Source organism: Pantoea folii, assembly GCF_056678875.1.
In genome coordinates this window covers 1-14,588 of sequence record NZ_JBWXON010000005.1, presented here as the reverse complement: position 1 = coordinate 14,588, position 14,588 = coordinate 1, and the positions used below count along the sequence as shown (strand labels likewise).

Genomic DNA, 14,588 nt, shown 5'->3' with positions numbered 1-14,588 from the left:
TCTGATCACGGTTTGACTCCCAGGCGTTCAAATAAAATATCGGGTGAAACGTAATTCATTTCCTGACTTGCCGCATCGACCGCCACCTGCAGCGTGTGTGCTTTGGTGGTGATCTGGCCCGCGGCATTGCGGATCACATAATCGATACGCAGGCGGTTTTCGTATTCGGTTATGCGGGCTTCCACGCGGATCACCTCTTCACAGCGTAACGGCTGGCGATATTTGACACGCGTATCTACCACTGGCCAGACAAAACCGCTGGCGGTCATCTCACCGTAGCTGTAGTTGATGCTGCGCAGCAGCGCTTCACGCGCCACTTCAAAAAAGCGGAAATAGTTGCCGTGCCACACCACGCCCATCGGGTCGCAGTCGTGGAACGACACGGTTAATTCAACCTCAGCGCGCCAGATATGTTCACTCATCGCGGCTCTTCTCCTCTGGTAACGTCCAGAAATCGTAAAAGTTAAACCAGTCCAGCGGCGCCATCAGCGCATGCTGCTGCAGTCGTTCGGCATAGCGATCCACCGTGGCCTGCAGCGCCGCCTGTCGTTGGGCTCGCGGCAGCAGGATCGGATCGGCAAAGGGTTCACAATGCACGCGCAGTCTGCCATGTTCCCGTAAGGCAAACATCAACAGCACCGGACAGCGTAAGGCGGCGGCCAGGACAAAAGGCCCCTGCGGAAACGGTGCCGGACGGCCCATAAATGCACTCCACACCACGCGGCGTTCGCCCCCGCGCTGACGATGCACGGCGGTACGATCGCCGACAATCGCCACCCATTCCCCGGCATCCAGTTTTTGCTGCAGCAGGATGGCGGTATCCGGGCCGATATCGGTGACCGGCATCAGATTCACCCCGGCCTGCGGTGCAATGCTCTCCAGCACCTCGCGAAAGCGCTGGGCGTTATCGGTAAACACCAGCGCATTGATCACCAGCCCACTGACCTGCTTTGCCATCGCGCGGCAGGCTTCGATATCACCCAGATGCGACGCGAGGATCAAATGTCCTTTGCCCTCCGCAGCACGGATGACCGCTTCGGCACCCGGCGCAAAATCAATATCGCGTCCCCACTGCACCTCTCCGCGCCAGCTGGCGACTTTGTCCAGCATGCTGTAACCAAAGCGCAGAAAGTGGCGATAGCTATTGATCGGCGTCGGCAGGGCAATCTGCTGTTTACTGGCTTCTGCCTGCACCCGCGTCAGCCATTGCTGAGAGGCGGCACGCGCCTCACGTCCGCTCAACCAGTAAACCGCCACCACCGGCCATAGCAACAGCACAAACGGCAGCCGCCCGGCGCGACGATACAACCACAGCATAAAACGCAACCCGCTCTGACCCCGACGCTCTGGCGTGGCGGCCCAGTGCTGCGCCGTTTTACCCCGGCTCAGTAACTGTGGGATGCGCGGCACCATGCCAAAGAACAGGCGCGTGTGCATCCATGAGATACGCAGGTTGTCGTGCAAGGCATCAAAATGTGACAGGCCACTTTCCGGATAGGTGACGCGCGTGCTGATAAAGCGGCTCGGCGTGCCCTGCCAGTAGAGTCGCACCATTATTTCGGTGTCGAAATCCATGCGCTGGCCAATCGGGTGGCGATCGCAGAGTGCCAATGAAGGTCGCAGCGGGTAGACGCGGAAACCGCACATGCTGTCTTTTAGCGAGAAGGAGAGCGTTTCAATCCACACCCAAAAATGGGTGATGTAACGGCCATACAAGCGGGATTTCGGAATGGAATCATCGTAAACAGGCTGGCCGGAGATCAGGCAATCGGGATGGCTTTCCGCTTCCGCCAGCATGCGCGGCGTGTCTTCCACCTGATGCTGACCATCCGCGTCGAGTTGTAGCGCGTGGCTGTATCCTGCTGCGGCGGCCCGGCGCATCCCGGCGATCACCGCCGCACCTTTGCCCTGATTAACCGGTAAGGTGAGGATATCCAGCTGTGGAGCCTCAAGGTCAGCGATCTGCTGCTGAGTCTGCGTATCACTGCCGTCATCGACGATAATCACCGGCAGATTAAAGGGAGCCAGCCGCGCCAGCACCGAGGCCAGCATGGCGCCGTGGTTGTAACAGGGAATCAAAACACAGGGTTTGAAAGGCACATTCAGCACAGGCGAATCTTCCCGCTGCTGGCAATCTCAGTGCTGTCCGCGTAAATCAGGCTGTAGCTGAAGCTCAGCAGTGATTTGTCTTCCTGCCAGCTCAGCTGCAGCTCTAGCTCCGCATCAGGCGGCACCGGCTGCTGAAACTTGATGTTCTCAATTGAACGGAAGTGTTTACCGATGGCCAGGCGTGACAGGCCGTAATGTAAAGCCCAGTCGAGCTGCGCCACGCCGGGTAAAATCGGTAAGGTCGGGAAGTGGCCGCGGAACCAAAACAGATCCGCGGCAGCATGCAGGCGCAGCGTCAGTGTTGCGCCCTGCTGCAGGGCGTTGAGTTCAACCGGCAACATCAAACAGTTCCTCAATTTGGGGCCAGGCGCGTTTGCTTTGCGCCGTAACCGGAATCGCGTTGACCACGCGCCAGTAGCGCGGCATGGCAACCGGCTCCAGCCAGGGTTGCAGCGCGATTTTCCATTGTTTCTTACGTTGGGTCAGCGTTGCGGCATCCAGCGTGTCCGGCAAAGCCAGCACCACGCCAATCGCCTGGCGTCCGTGACGCTGAATCGCCAGAGCGGCCGCGTCTTCTACGCCGGGTAAGGCCAGCAGTCTTCGCTCGATCTCACTGAGTGAAACGCGCTTATCTTCGATCTTCACCACCCGATCCTGACGGCCCGCCAGCTGAAACGTGCCGGAGGGCTGTTGTACAATCCGATCGTCGAGCGGCCAACCCTCAGTGGTTTCCAGCAACGCCGAAAACACCCGCCATTCAGCAGATGCCTGCCGCTCCAGCCTGACCTGAGGAAAACAGTGCCACGGGGCGTTTTCTTCCTGCGCACAGCGCCAGCCGATCACGCCGGTTTCGGTGCTGCCGTAAATCTCATCCACCGCACACTCAAAGGCGCGCTGAGCGTGCTGTGCATCAGCCCAGGGCAAAGCCCCGCCAGCCGAAACAATCAGCGCACATGAAGGTGCATCGAGGGCAGGATCCAGGCGACGCAAAAAAGCCGGGCTACTGATAAAGGCGTAGCGACGATCGCGACGCTGATCGGCGAGCTGTTCACCGTAAAAAATTTGCTGAGCGGCAAGTGGCAAGCTCAGCGCCATCGGCAACACAATGCGAAACGTCAGGCCATACAGATGTTGATGGCTCACTGACGCAATCACGTGGCATTGCTGCAGACGGTCGGCCCATAACGCTGCCAGCCACTGCGCTTCAAGATCGAGTGCACGCAGTGATTTCACCACGCGACGCGGCGTGCCGGTGGAGCCGGAGGTGAACAGCACCAGTTCGGCATCTTCGGCGATGGCAGGCAGTTCGCCCAGCGCCAGTGCACCGTCCCAGCGCAACTGTGGCAGGGACACCGCCAGCGGCATATCGCTGATCACGCCATCCAATTGTTCTGCCATCTCTTCCAGCTGCGCGGCCCGACAATGTCCGGGGATCACCGGTGTTTTACCGGCGTGCCATAACGCCAGCAGCGCAGCCGTAAAGTGATAACTGTTATCGAAGCATAACGCCCAATGCTGGCCCGGCAGGCGCTGTACTGTTTCCACTAACGCCAGCACCTGCTGACGCATCTCCGATAACCAATGCTGTTGCTGCCCTTGCCAGGCCACGACACGATCCGGCGCTTCGAGCCAGTCGCGGATACTCACCACCTTCATGCCTTGTTCCTCATACGCTGACGCAGCAACCATTCGCCGCCCATCAGCGTGCCCATCAGCAGATAGCTGATGCACCCATTCCAGAGTGTCCACAGCGAGAGATCATTGAGCAGGCAAGTGGCCAACGCCACGCTGCCGTTAAAAATGAAAAAACCACACCATACCTGTGTCACGCGCCGCGTATAGCGCACGGCCCGCGCGGGCAAATCCGCTTCACGCAGCCGCGCTAAACGCTCGACCAGCGGCATCGGGCTCCACAAAGATGTGCCAAACAGCAGCAGCATCAGCCCATTCACGACTACCGGATACCACAGCAACAAATGCTGACTGCGCAACAGCATGCTGGCGAGGCACAGTAAGGTCCCCACCAGCGCCAGCGACAGCATCACCCGCCCCATCGCGCCCTGCACATGACGTAACTGCCAGATGCGCCAGCCAAACAGCAGGGCTAACAGAGCAATCACACCACGCCATTGCGGATGGGTGACGGCAAGCCACACCAGAAACGGCCAGGCCAGCAGGGCCAGACCATTTAACAGGCGCAGAAATGCTGTCATGCCGGGAATCAGGCTTCGTCGCGCATCAGTTGAACGACAGCGTCCACCACATCCTGCACGGTGCGAACGGCACGGAAGGCTTCGGGTTTGATTTTACGGCCGGTACGTTTTTGCAGGTGCACCACCATGTCGACCGCATCAATGCTGTCGAGTTCGAGATCTTCATACAAACGGGCATCCGGGCGGATATCATCGGCATCAATTTCAAACAGCGAGGTGAGCAGCGAGGCCACTTCCTGGTAAATTTCGTCTTTATTCATCATCTTGACTGTTCTCAGGCTTGCTGTTGTTCAACAAACGCGGCCAGCGTGGCCACGGAAAAAAAGTGCGCGCGTAAGGTTTCGCTTTCTGCGGAAAGCTGTACGCCGAAGCGATTTTTCACCGCCAGTCCCAGCTCAAGGGCATCGATTGAATCGAGTCCCAACCCTTCGCCAAACAAGGGTGCGTCGGTTTCTATATCGTCCGGGCTGATATCTTCCAGATTCAGCGTGTCGATAATCATCAGTTTGATGTCGTCAATCAGTGCTTGCATAACTTACTTTGTCTCTTCAGGGACCAGTGCCTGTTGCAAGTGACGCGTCAGGCGACGCGCGGCGAGCGGCTGCGCATCTTCTTCGGCTTCACTGAACGCCTGGCTATCAATACGCGATTTTACGCGTACAGTAAAAACGGGTTTAACCAGCGGAATCTGATACCAGCGACTTTGCTTATCGAGCATACGCTGGGTGCAGCTGATATGTACCACGCGCAGATCGCATCCGGCACGCACCGCGATATTGGCGGCACCGCGTTGCAGCTTTAACGGTTCACCATAACGGGTACGCGTCCCTTCAGGAAAAATCAGGATGGTATCGCCGCGCGCTAAACGCTGCTGGCTATCGGGCAGCAAGGTATCGGCTTCGCTGTTAATCAGGTAATCGGCAGATTTGATGACGCCATTAAAAAAAATGTTGTGCTGCAGTTCGGCTTTGACCAGACAATCCATCTCCGGAAGCACCGAAGCAATCATCACATAATCAATTAACGAAGGATGATTGGCGACGATCAGACAGCCGCGATCCTGGCGCAGTAGCTCGGCACCAATGATCTGATAATCGTAAACACCGACAAAGCGACAAAAGCGCAGGAAACAGCGGAAGCTCCAGGCAATGCTGCTGCGTGCAATCTGACGACGACGCAGGCCATCGCGCTGAATCAGCAACAGCAGGTTAAACCAGGTCACAGACAGCAGCAGACCGCCCACGCTGAACAGCGTAAAACTCACGGCAGTCATCACCAGTCGCCAGTAAAAGTTGCAGCCAGCACGCCAGCGCAGGGCTAACGAATTATCCGCCATGATGACGCTCCCAGTGCCACAGGTGACGTTCACCGGCAATCGTCATTCGTTCGTCACCTTGCAACATCGCCTGCAGGAATTGCAGACTTTGCGGCAAAGTCTCGGCTGCGGGGCGCGCGGGCTCTGCTGTGCAGCGCCACTCATTGCCAGATTGCAGCAACAAAGCCACCGCGTAAGGGGCGTTTAAGCGGTCAATTTCGGGTAGCCACGGCTGATAATAGGCAGGTACTACGCCGTCAAAATCCACCAGCAGCACCTGCGCGTAGCCCGCCTGATGCAAAGCCGCGACCTCAAGCAAACCCTGTTGAAAACTGTCCATGCCCGCTGAAATTGACGAAGAAACCAGCGGCTGTCGCGCCGCAATGGTTAAGCTACCCACCGCAGAGTTGTGTACGGACATGGCAAAATCGGTCGGAGAGAGCGCCTGCTGATCTTTTAACGCCGTGAGTATGCGCAGATTACGTTCCAGCTCACCGTGGCGGCTGGTAAACACAATGGCATCCACCGTTTGACGTGCCAGTAGCGCCAGCCCGCTCTCCACAGCCGCACGGCTGCCCGCACTCAGGCGGCGTGCAGTCATCATCGGCAAAAATTGGGGTTTGGCGATCGGTAGGGTGGCGTCCAACGCGGTTTGCTGTCCGGCCCAGTGCTGCCACTCATCGGCAGTGCTGTGACCTGGTGCAATCGCGTGCCAGTCAACCAGGGTGTAAGCGAGTTTCATACCTGTATTCTTTCTTCAGCCTCAGGGATGGTCAGATTTTCGCTGTGCGGCATCCCTTCCCTGCTTGCGTTCGAGTCCGTCATCCGTCTCATGCGAATGTCGCCGATTAACAAGGCGGGCACGTGGCCCGCCTGTTTTCTCTTTCGGCAGCGTTAGCGCTTTCTTTAAAACATTATGTCAGCGATCACGCATGGCGCTTATTTTACGGCCTGAACCGCAAGACGCGTCTGAATACCCTGGTTCAGATTCTGAATCCAGCGGTTGTAGTTACGATGGATCTGGCCACTGCCCGCTTTCAGATTGGTACTGCTCACGTAATCAATGCGGTAGCTGTTTGCAGCATATGTGATGCGAATGTCGGCCGTATGACCGCGCTCGGACAGCTTACCGTTCATCACGCCCGGGCCTGCCGGGGAAATCACCCAGTGGTTGGCCGCACCGGCTTCAACAATGGCGCGCTGCATTTGACTATCCGTGTAGCTTTGCCCAACGGTCTGGCTCACGTTCTGAATGGGCGCGGTGCGCGGTGCGCAACCCGTCATTAATGCCGCTGTCACGATTAAGGCAAGCGCCGCTTTTTTATTCATCATTTCCTTTGTTTCCCCTGTCGTAGCCAATCACCACAAATGGCGACCGTGTGCGTAATTGAACTTGCACTGATCCGTTCAGACTTTGTAAAGCGCGCGAATAATACCACTATATGTAAAGACAAGTAAAAAAAAGCACGAATGACTTAAGCAGCGCCTCATTTCATGGCAAAAGCAGAAATTGCCGGGTTTACAGCGTAAAATCTGCCGCAAAACCGGCTTGAGGCATGATGTTTAGCCCTGCCAGCCGCCGCCGAGCGATCGGTAAAGATCGATTTGTGCGAGCAACAGAGTGTTTTTCACTGAGACAATATTGAGCTGAGTGTTAAACAAGGTGCGCTGCGCGTCCAGTTCATCCAGATAAGAGGCATAACCGTTCTGATAACGATTACGTGCGATGCGGTATGCTTCTGTCACATAGCCTTCTTGCTTCTGCAATTCCGTCAGCTGTTCCTCACTGCGGCGAATGGCATCCAACGCGTTATCCACATCTGAAAAGGCACCGCGTACCACTTTCTCATAGCCATAAAGCGCCTGGTTACGTGCGGCCATCGCCACATCCACCTGCGCCGTCAGTGCTTCGCGGTTTAATAGTGGTGCGAGAATGCTACCGCCAATGCTCCACAGGCGGAAGGGATTGTCGAGTAACTGATGCAGTTGAAAACTTTGCAGCGTGCCGGTCGCCGTCAGATTAAGTGAAGGCAATAAATCGGCCTGCGCCGAAGCCAGCGAGGCATCCGCGGCAATCAACTGACGCTGTGCCTGCACGATATCCGGGCGGCGGTTGAGCAGCTGAGACGGCAACAACGCCGGCAGCGTCTGCGGTTTGATATGGTCGAAGTTGCGGGTACGGGCAATCTCGCGCGGATTCATGCCCACCAGCACGCTGAGTGCATTCTCTTGTTGTTCGATTTGATGCCGTAACTGCGGCACCTGCGCTTTGGCGGTCTGATATTCCGAAGCCGCCTGCATCCACTCCAGTCGTGAGGTATAGCCGGTTTCAAACTGGCGCTGCGCCAGATTTAACGAGTTTTCACGCGTGGCCAGCGTCGCTTCGGTGACACGCAATTGTTCGTCCAGCGCGCACAAACTGAGGTAACCGGAGGCCACCGAACTGGCAACCGTTAATTCAGCCGCTGAAGCTGCAGCACGCTGGGCATCCAGAGACGCTTGCGAAGCAAGAATGCTGTTGCTGCGACTGCCCCAGAGGTCTACGTCATAGTTTGCCTGCAACAGTCCCTGGAAGACGGCATTCTCATACGGTTGCCCGGTTACTGCCGACAATGCGCGCTGATGTGTGGCGGCAACCCCGGCGGATAGCGTGGGGAAATTATCCCCCTGCGCAGCACGCAATTGCGCGCGGTACTGATCGACCCGTGAACGGGCAATCAGGATATCGCTGTTATGTTGCAATGCCTGATTGACTAAATGATTAAGGTTATCGTCGCCAAAGCGTTGCCACCACTGTGCTTCGGGAGCTGCCGACGGGCCAACCTGCTGGCGCCAACTGTCTGGGATCGGTAAGGATGATGGGGCCTTTTCCACTTCTGTCGCGCAGCCGCTGACCATCAACGTCATCAGCGAGGTGAGGATTAACCGCTTCATGGCACATCCTTGTGCGGCTCTGCTGCAGTATCAATATTGACTTCAACCGACATGCCGGGACGCAATTCTTCAGTATCGCCGAGGATTTGAATACGTACCGGAATACGCTGTGCGATCTTCACAAAGTTACCGGTGGCATTGTCCGGTGAAATTGCACTGAATTCCGAACCGGCAGCGGGGGAAATAAATTCAACCCGGCCGTCAAAACGCTTGCCGTCCAGTGCATCAACCCGAATCGTCACGGGTAATCCTGGACGCACACGTGCCAGCTGTGTTTCTTTCAGATTGGCAATCACCCATTTGTTATCCGGCACCACTGATGTCAGGCGCGTGCCCGCCGTGACATAGGTCCCTTTACGCACCGACAATTGTCCCAGCTGTCCGCTGTCGGGCGCGATAATACGTGTATTGGCCAGATCGATATTGGCCAGTTCCAGCGCGGCTTTGGCACTGGCTACATCGCCTTCCAGGGAACCGCGATTCACGATGACCGTTTGTAAACTCTGCTGCGATACCGCAACCTGCGCATCTGCCTGGCGAAGTTGCGCTTGCGCCTGCGCGTTAGCGGCACGCGCTGCGTCACGTTCACGCACGGAGAGCGACCCATCGGCCGCCAGATTTTCTACACGCTTCAGGTCAAGGCTGCTTTTCAGCGCCTGGGCTTTGGCATTCTCCAGCGCAGCTTTATTGCTGAGAATATTGGCTTCCGCACTGCGGCGTTGCTGTTGGTTATTGTTTTGCGCAGCGATTTTCATATCCAGCTGCGCTTGCGCCTGATGCACGCGCTGGCGATAGATACGATCGTCAATGGTCATCAGTAACTGCCCTTTGGTGACCGGTTGTAAATCCACCACATTCACGTCGGTCAGATAGCCGCTGACCTGTGGGCTGATAAAGGTGACCTGCCCGCGCACATAGGCGTTCTCCGTTGACTGAATCGTGCTGGTAAACGGCCACAGCTGCCAGGCGTATAAAATCACCAATACGCCAACGATCACGATGCCGCTGCCGAAAGCGATGGAAAGAATGCGTCGGCGGTTGGCGCGTTCGCGCTCCGCAGCCTGAATATCGTCCTGTTGGCTCATGAATTCTCCGTCGGGTTTGAAGCTTGCTGACGCTGTTCCGTCAAATTATGGCGTGCCTGACGCCAGTTGATATAACGCAGCCGCGTCAATCGCCACAGCACCCACATCAGGGTGATCAGCGCCATCGCGGCAGTCAATAAATAGGTGTCGTTGTAGGCCAGCACGTTAGCCTGGAGTGTGGCCACAGCTTGTAACTGGCTGCTGCTCTGCGCGCTGAGCAGAACGTTGTCGGGCAACTGGCTGCTAAACAGTGAACTGTATTGGCTGAGGCGCTCGATGACATTGGGATCGAGCTGTGACAGCTGATCGCCCAGCAGGCTGGAGTGATACTTCTCCCGCCACGTCTGGAAGGTGCCGAGTATAGCCGAGCCAATCAGCCCGCCCAGATTTTGGCTCATGCCAAACAGCACCACAAAACTCACCAGATTTTTCGGCTGCGTCACCACACCGCCAATCCCTAACAGCATCGCGGGCGCGAGGAAGAACGCGCTGCTAAAGCCGAGTAAAAACTGACTGACATACAAATTGTTGCCGCGTGTCACTGGGCTGGATTGTGCATCCATGTACGAGGCGATGATCATCACCACCAGCGAGGTGACGATCGGCCAACTGAAATGCGTCGGTTTGATGGTCAATGCACTGGCGATCATGCCAAAAATCACCCCAGCGATAATCGCTAAAGCCAGGCCACGCATCTGGTCATTCAGCAACCCAAGCTGTTGCAGGAAGCCCACCGCGCCGGTGTTTTGCTCGGCCAACACAATACGCATCATGATCATCACAATGCCCAGTCGTACAATCATGCCGTTGCTTAACCATCGGGTGTTAATCAGCGGATTCGCGCGGTTATGTTCCACCACCACTGCCGCAACAATCAGCACCAACGAAAGGGCTAATGAAATACCCAACCACGGCGTGGTAAACCACCACTCGATGCGGCCCAGCGATAGCACGCCGCACAGCAGTGCCATGCCGGGTGCCAGCAGGATAAAGGTGACAAAATCCATCTTTTCAAAGGCCTTGATACGATCGCCCGGCGGCAACTTCACCACCAAAACACAACCGAGCGCTATCATCGCCAGCCCTAACTCAAACAGATAAAGACCGCGCAACTCTTCCAGCTGGAGCAATTCGGTAGAGAACAAACGGGCGAGCGGGATCGCCAACTGCGATGCGGTAATGCCGATCACCAGGGCTTTGAGTCGGTGTTTCGCCGGCCAGGCCTGAATTTGGTAATAGATACCAAGGGAGCTTAGCGCCGCGCCCACCATCCCGTGAGCGGTGCGCACAATAATGGCGGAACTGAGATCGTTGGCCAGGATATGGAAGAACGCCACGATGACGTAAAGCACGAGAAAAGCTTCGGTAAACAGCCGCAGGCCAAACTGCTGACGAAATTTAACCAGCAGCAGGTTGATGGAAATGTTGCCCATCACGTAGACAGCCGGCAGCCAGGCAATCTCATTGCTGTAAGCGCCAAAGGTGCCCTGAAGATTGGTAAGATTGGCCGTCACCAGCGCATTACTGAGCGCGCCGGTGATGGAGATCAGCAGTCCAATAATGCCAAACGCCACGCGCTTTGAGGGCGAGTGGATTGGGGTGGAAGGTGAACCCGGCAGCATCGGTTTTTCATGAGGCAGCCATTCACGTTGTGCATAAGGATTGCGTTTTGCCACGATTAGATACTTCCCAGTCGAGCCAGCAGCTGTTGCAAAACCTTCTCGGTCACTGCCAGCGCTTCAGGATCGATGTCTGCCAGCAACTGTGCGCGCAAGCTGTCTGCCTGGGTTTTCACTTCAGCAAATGCGACGCCGCCCTGCTCGGTCAACACCAGCAGGCGTTTACGGCGATCCTCTTTCGGCTGCACGCGCGCCAGTAACTGCTGTTTTACCAGTCGATCTACCAGTGGCACCACGCTCGCTTCTTCTAATCCCAACAGTTGGGCCAGCGCTTTCTGGGTCGGCGGCTCCATGGCCGTGGCCACTGTGGCGATGGCCATCCAACTGCTCATACTTAAGCCACTCTCTTTAAGGCGACGATCGACTGCCAGCCGCCATGCATGTGCCGTAAGATGTAATAAACGCGAAAAAGGTTGCGGATAGTCACTCAAAACGTAGTAGCCTAATGATTAGAGACCTAACTAAACAAGTGCGTTATTATAAACAAAGTGTCAGCCTGATGAAAAGTTTGCTTACATTAGCACTGTAGTTCGCGCGCCTCAGCCCTTCCACTCTGTTCTCAAATAGATGCGGCTTGCCACAAAGCCTATCCATGTACAGCTATTTTGTATAAGTTTCGTGTAAATCAAATCATTTAAATCGCTGATAAATAACAATAAGCACAAATTCCTCAAAAATATCATTGTACAAGTTAGGGTTCATTGTATAAGTTTACTTCCCGTGAGCCAGCGACTGGCTCCGTAACGAATGATGCACTTTGCGTCGCCTCTGAAGGTGTTTTTGGATTTCCACCTTCAGAGGTGTCTTTTTTGCGTTGGTTGATGAGTTTGGGTCTTACGCGCCTGTCCGCGCGTAAGTTTTTCATCATGGAACTGAAGGCCAGGTTGCCATCAGACCGATCTGAAGGGCTTCATACATGCAAAACGCCGCCACCAGCAGTGACGCTATCGCTGACTACTTTAAACTCGCCGGTAACAGCGACAGCACCGAGATGGAAGTTTTCGGGCAGATCATCGCTGAAATCCTGCAAGCCGGAATGCCGGTCACCAATAAAGCCATCATCGCTTCGCTGATTAATCGCCTTGAGATGGAAAGTGATGTGATCCAACTGGATATTTATCGTCATCTTCTCGAACTGGTGGTTAACAAAACACCTGACGATCTCTCGGTGTAATATCGGATTCCAGGGACGGAATCACTCTCTTCTTCGCTCTCCCGCTAGCTTCATCCCTCAATGCCCGCTAACATCACCCGCGTTTAGTGTCCAACTGGTTGCTGCCATGCCGTGACGGTATGCGCAAAATAATTAAAGAGCCTGCACATTTATGAGCCCATCTACAGAACACGCCCCTGCGGCGAACGATATTACCGTGGGCAGCGTTTTACGCTCGCCTGCGCTGCTTACCCGTGAGTGTCTGGCTGGGGTGATTACCGCTCTGGCACTGATCCCCGAAGTGATCTCCTTCTCTGTTATTGCGGGTGTCGATCCCAAAGTGAGTCTGGTTGCCTCGGTGGTGCTGTGTCTGACCTTGTCGATTTTAGGTGGCCGCCCAGCCATGGTCACGGCAGCAGCGGGATCGGTGGCACTGGTGATTGGACCGATGGTCCACGCGCATGGGGTTGAATACATTCTTCCTGCGGTCATTCTCGGCGGTATCATTCAGATTATTTTTGGTCTTGCCGGGCTGTCCCGCATGATGCGCTATATTCCGCGTTCAGTGATGCTGGGCTTTGTGAATGCGTTGGGCATTCTGATTTTCTTCGCGCAGGTTCCCCACGTCTGGGGGCAATCGGGATTGGTATGGGTGCTGTTTGCCGTGACCCTGGCGATTGTGCTGCTGTTACCCAAAATCCTGAAAAGCGTCCCGTCACCGCTGGTCGCCATTGTCGTCGTCACCGGGGTGGCGTTGTTGCTGGGTTATCGCGTGCCTAACGTTGGCGATGAAGGGCCAATGAGTTCAGGCTTGCCCGGATTTACCACGCTGCTGGTGCCGTTTAATTTACAGACGTTACAGATTGTCTGGCCTACCGCGCTGAGTATCGCCTTCGTGGGTTTGATGGAATCTCTGCTCACCGCCAAACTGGTGGACGATATTACCGATACGCCTTCAGGTAAGCGCCGCGAGTCCTGGGCACTCGGCGTCGGTAATATTTTGGCCGGTTTTTATGGCGGTATCGCTGGCTGTGCCATGATCGGTCAGACCATTGTTAACGTTGAGCTGGGCAAAGCACGCACGCGCATCTCAACCATTGCGGCGGGTATTGTGCTGTTGCTGCTGGTCACCGGACTGAGCCAGATCATGGCGCAGATTCCTATGGTGGTCCTCGCGGCCATCATGATGGTGGTCGCGGTGAAAACTGTTAACTGGCACAGCCTGCAACCCGCCACGCTAAAACGTATGCCGTGGTCAGAAACCTCGGTGATGGCCCTGACGGTTGTGGTCACCGTTTGGACTGGCAACCTGGCGCTGGGCGTTTTGATTGGCGTGATCCTCGCCATGATGCTGTTTGCACGCCGTATTGCCCATGTTATCCATGCTGAACGCCAGTTAAGCGATAACGGTGAACAGGTCTATTACACGGTGCGCGGCCCGCTGTTCTTTGGCAGCAGCAATGATTTATTCGAACATTTCGATTACGGACACGATCCAAAAGTTGTCACCATTGACCTGACGCATGCACAAATCTGGGATGCATCCAGCGTCGCGGCACTGGATGCCATTGAATACCGCTATCAACGTCACGGTGCGACAGTCACCGTCATCGGGCTGGATAACCGCAGTAGCGATTTCCGCGATCGCCTGAGCGGTAATTTGGGGTGATGATTTCAATGAAGTGAGTTTGAGTCACTTCGTCCAGATTGATTTTTCTCTAAGCTGTCATCTCCAACGAGATGGCAGCTTTTTTATGGGCTTTCGTCAGCGATATATCGACTACGCTTAGGAAGCAACGCTCGGTTGCCCAAATAAAGGACGTGATTAATGAAGAGTTTATTCGGTGGAATGCTGATTATTACTTGTCTGGTCTCGCTGATGGGTTGCCAGCAATCCGACAGGCCAATTGGGCCTGATGGTCGTCCGAATGTGCCCACAGAGCAACCTGTTCCGGGCGGCCCGATGAGTAAAGGCCCCGTAGGGCAACCGCAAGCTTGAGACTTATCGCGCCCAAAGCAGATGAGCAGATGAGCAGATGAGCAGATGAGCAGATGAGCAGATGAGCAGATGAGCAGATGAGCAGATGAGCAGATGAGCAG

At 55.7% G+C, this 14,588-nt stretch carries 17 protein-coding genes; 3 read left to right on the top strand and 14 right to left on the bottom strand.

What is annotated here, in order from left to right; all coding sequences use genetic code 11:
- Nucleotides 1-5: 5 nt before the first annotated feature.
- From AC1MDE_RS07840 to AC1MDE_RS07775, 14 genes are all read right to left on the bottom strand, one after another.
- Nucleotides 6-422, bottom strand: a complete 417-nt coding sequence (locus tag AC1MDE_RS07840; protein WP_480344462.1) for an acyl-CoA thioesterase — start codon at nucleotides 420-422, stop codon at nucleotides 6-8.
- Nucleotides 415-2,109: a glycosyltransferase family 2 protein gene (locus tag AC1MDE_RS07835; RefSeq protein ID WP_480344461.1), complete on the bottom strand. Its 1,695-nt coding sequence runs from the start codon at nucleotides 2,107-2,109 to the stop codon at nucleotides 415-417. Before AC1MDE_RS07835 ends, AC1MDE_RS07840 begins: the two co-directional genes overlap by 8 nt.
- Nucleotides 2,103-2,450 carry an ApeI family dehydratase gene (locus tag AC1MDE_RS07830; protein WP_058959618.1) on the bottom strand — a complete coding sequence of 116 codons (348 nt, stop codon included), beginning with the start codon at nucleotides 2,448-2,450 and terminating at the stop codon, nucleotides 2,103-2,105. Before AC1MDE_RS07830 ends, AC1MDE_RS07835 begins: the two co-directional genes overlap by 7 nt.
- Nucleotides 2,437-3,765 (bottom strand): AMP-binding protein, encoded by a 1,329-nt coding sequence (locus AC1MDE_RS07825; protein ID WP_480344460.1) that lies wholly within the window; start codon nucleotides 3,763-3,765, stop codon nucleotides 2,437-2,439. The genes AC1MDE_RS07830 and AC1MDE_RS07825 overlap by 14 nt, the downstream gene beginning before the upstream one ends.
- Nucleotides 3,762-4,322 (bottom strand): COG4648 family protein, encoded by a 561-nt coding sequence (locus AC1MDE_RS07820; protein ID WP_480344459.1) that lies wholly within the window; start codon nucleotides 4,320-4,322, stop codon nucleotides 3,762-3,764. Before AC1MDE_RS07820 ends, AC1MDE_RS07825 begins: the two co-directional genes overlap by 4 nt.
- Before the next feature lie 8 nt (nucleotides 4,323-4,330).
- A complete protein-coding gene (locus tag AC1MDE_RS07815) occupies nucleotides 4,331-4,585 on the bottom strand; it encodes an acyl carrier protein (RefSeq protein ID WP_058959621.1) in 255 nt (84 codons plus the stop codon).
- 11 nt (nucleotides 4,586-4,596) lie between these two features.
- Nucleotides 4,597-4,854: a phosphopantetheine-binding protein gene (locus tag AC1MDE_RS07810; protein ID WP_034820252.1), complete on the bottom strand. Its 258-nt coding sequence runs from the start codon at nucleotides 4,852-4,854 to the stop codon at nucleotides 4,597-4,599.
- A 3-nt stretch (nucleotides 4,855-4,857) separates the two neighbouring features.
- Nucleotides 4,858-5,658, bottom strand: a complete 801-nt coding sequence (locus AC1MDE_RS07805; RefSeq protein WP_058959622.1) for a lysophospholipid acyltransferase family protein — start codon at nucleotides 5,656-5,658, stop codon at nucleotides 4,858-4,860.
- On the bottom strand, nucleotides 5,648-6,379 hold the full coding sequence (locus AC1MDE_RS07800) for a beta-ketoacyl synthase chain length factor (protein WP_058959623.1): 732 nt from the start codon (nucleotides 6,377-6,379) through the stop codon (nucleotides 5,648-5,650). Before AC1MDE_RS07800 ends, AC1MDE_RS07805 begins: the two co-directional genes overlap by 11 nt.
- A 197-nt stretch (nucleotides 6,380-6,576) precedes the next feature.
- Entirely contained in the window at nucleotides 6,577-6,969 is a 393-nt protein-coding gene (locus AC1MDE_RS07795; protein WP_097119582.1) for a hypothetical protein, read from the bottom strand.
- Between the two features lie 231 nt (nucleotides 6,970-7,200).
- Complete coding sequence (locus AC1MDE_RS07790; protein WP_480344458.1) at nucleotides 7,201-8,571, bottom strand: efflux transporter outer membrane subunit; 1,371 nt, start codon at nucleotides 8,569-8,571, stop codon at nucleotides 7,201-7,203.
- Nucleotides 8,568-9,656 carry an HlyD family secretion protein gene (locus AC1MDE_RS07785; RefSeq protein ID WP_058959625.1) on the bottom strand — a complete coding sequence of 363 codons (1,089 nt, stop codon included), beginning with the start codon at nucleotides 9,654-9,656 and terminating at the stop codon, nucleotides 8,568-8,570. The genes AC1MDE_RS07790 and AC1MDE_RS07785 overlap by 4 nt, the downstream gene beginning before the upstream one ends.
- Nucleotides 9,653-11,332 (bottom strand): efflux MFS transporter permease, encoded by a 1,680-nt coding sequence (locus AC1MDE_RS07780; protein ID WP_480344457.1) that lies wholly within the window; start codon nucleotides 11,330-11,332, stop codon nucleotides 9,653-9,655. Before AC1MDE_RS07780 ends, AC1MDE_RS07785 begins: the two co-directional genes overlap by 4 nt.
- A gap of 2 nt (nucleotides 11,333-11,334) precedes the next feature.
- Complete coding sequence (locus tag AC1MDE_RS07775; RefSeq protein WP_479398246.1) at nucleotides 11,335-11,766, bottom strand: MarR family winged helix-turn-helix transcriptional regulator; 432 nt, start codon at nucleotides 11,764-11,766, stop codon at nucleotides 11,335-11,337.
- Between the two features lie 485 nt (nucleotides 11,767-12,251).
- Here AC1MDE_RS07775 and AC1MDE_RS07770 point away from each other — a divergent pair, with 485 nt between their 5' ends.
- The 3 genes from AC1MDE_RS07770 (at nucleotide 12,252) to AC1MDE_RS07760 (ending at nucleotide 14,487) form a co-directional block, all read left to right on the top strand.
- A complete protein-coding gene (locus tag AC1MDE_RS07770; protein WP_034820289.1) occupies nucleotides 12,252-12,509 on the top strand; it encodes a biofilm/acid-resistance regulator YmgB/AriR in 258 nt (85 codons plus the stop codon).
- 151 nt (nucleotides 12,510-12,660) lie between these two features.
- Nucleotides 12,661-14,157 carry a SulP family inorganic anion transporter gene (locus AC1MDE_RS07765; protein ID WP_058959628.1) on the top strand — a complete coding sequence of 499 codons (1,497 nt, stop codon included), beginning with the start codon at nucleotides 12,661-12,663 and terminating at the stop codon, nucleotides 14,155-14,157.
- Nucleotides 14,158-14,316: 159 nt separating this feature from the next.
- Nucleotides 14,317-14,487 (top strand): hypothetical protein, encoded by a 171-nt coding sequence (locus tag AC1MDE_RS07760; protein ID WP_167347096.1) that lies wholly within the window; start codon nucleotides 14,317-14,319, stop codon nucleotides 14,485-14,487.
- Nucleotides 14,488-14,588 lie beyond the last annotated feature (101 nt).

Coding starts and splice junctions, on each gene's coding strand:
- AC1MDE_RS07830 (WP_058959618.1), bottom strand. CDS start 2,450: ATGTTGCCGGTTGAACTCAACGCCCTGCAGCAGGGCGCAACACTGACG.
- AC1MDE_RS07795 (WP_097119582.1), bottom strand. CDS start 6,969: ATGATGAATAAAAAAGCGGCGCTTGCCTTAATCGTGACAGCGGCATTA.
- AC1MDE_RS07770 (WP_034820289.1), top strand. CDS start 12,252: ATGCAAAACGCCGCCACCAGCAGTGACGCTATCGCTGACTACTTTAAA.
- AC1MDE_RS07810 (WP_034820252.1), bottom strand. CDS start 4,854: ATGCAAGCACTGATTGACGACATCAAACTGATGATTATCGACACGCTG.
- AC1MDE_RS07760 (WP_167347096.1), top strand. CDS start 14,317: ATGAAGAGTTTATTCGGTGGAATGCTGATTATTACTTGTCTGGTCTCG.
- AC1MDE_RS07790 (WP_480344458.1), bottom strand. CDS start 8,571: ATGAAGCGGTTAATCCTCACCTCGCTGATGACGTTGATGGTCAGCGGC.
- AC1MDE_RS07765 (WP_058959628.1), top strand. CDS start 12,661: ATGAGCCCATCTACAGAACACGCCCCTGCGGCGAACGATATTACCGTG.
- AC1MDE_RS07825 (WP_480344460.1), bottom strand. CDS start 3,765: ATGAAGGTGGTGAGTATCCGCGACTGGCTCGAAGCGCCGGATCGTGTC.
- AC1MDE_RS07820 (WP_480344459.1), bottom strand. CDS start 4,322: ATGACAGCATTTCTGCGCCTGTTAAATGGTCTGGCCCTGCTGGCCTGG.
- AC1MDE_RS07815 (WP_058959621.1), bottom strand. CDS start 4,585: ATGATGAATAAAGACGAAATTTACCAGGAAGTGGCCTCGCTGCTCACC.
- AC1MDE_RS07805 (WP_058959622.1), bottom strand. CDS start 5,658: ATGGCGGATAATTCGTTAGCCCTGCGCTGGCGTGCTGGCTGCAACTTT.
- AC1MDE_RS07840 (WP_480344462.1), bottom strand. CDS start 422: ATGAGTGAACATATCTGGCGCGCTGAGGTTGAATTAACCGTGTCGTTC.
- AC1MDE_RS07785 (WP_058959625.1), bottom strand. CDS start 9,656: ATGAGCCAACAGGACGATATTCAGGCTGCGGAGCGCGAACGCGCCAAC.
- AC1MDE_RS07800 (WP_058959623.1), bottom strand. CDS start 6,379: ATGAAACTCGCTTACACCCTGGTTGACTGGCACGCGATTGCACCAGGT.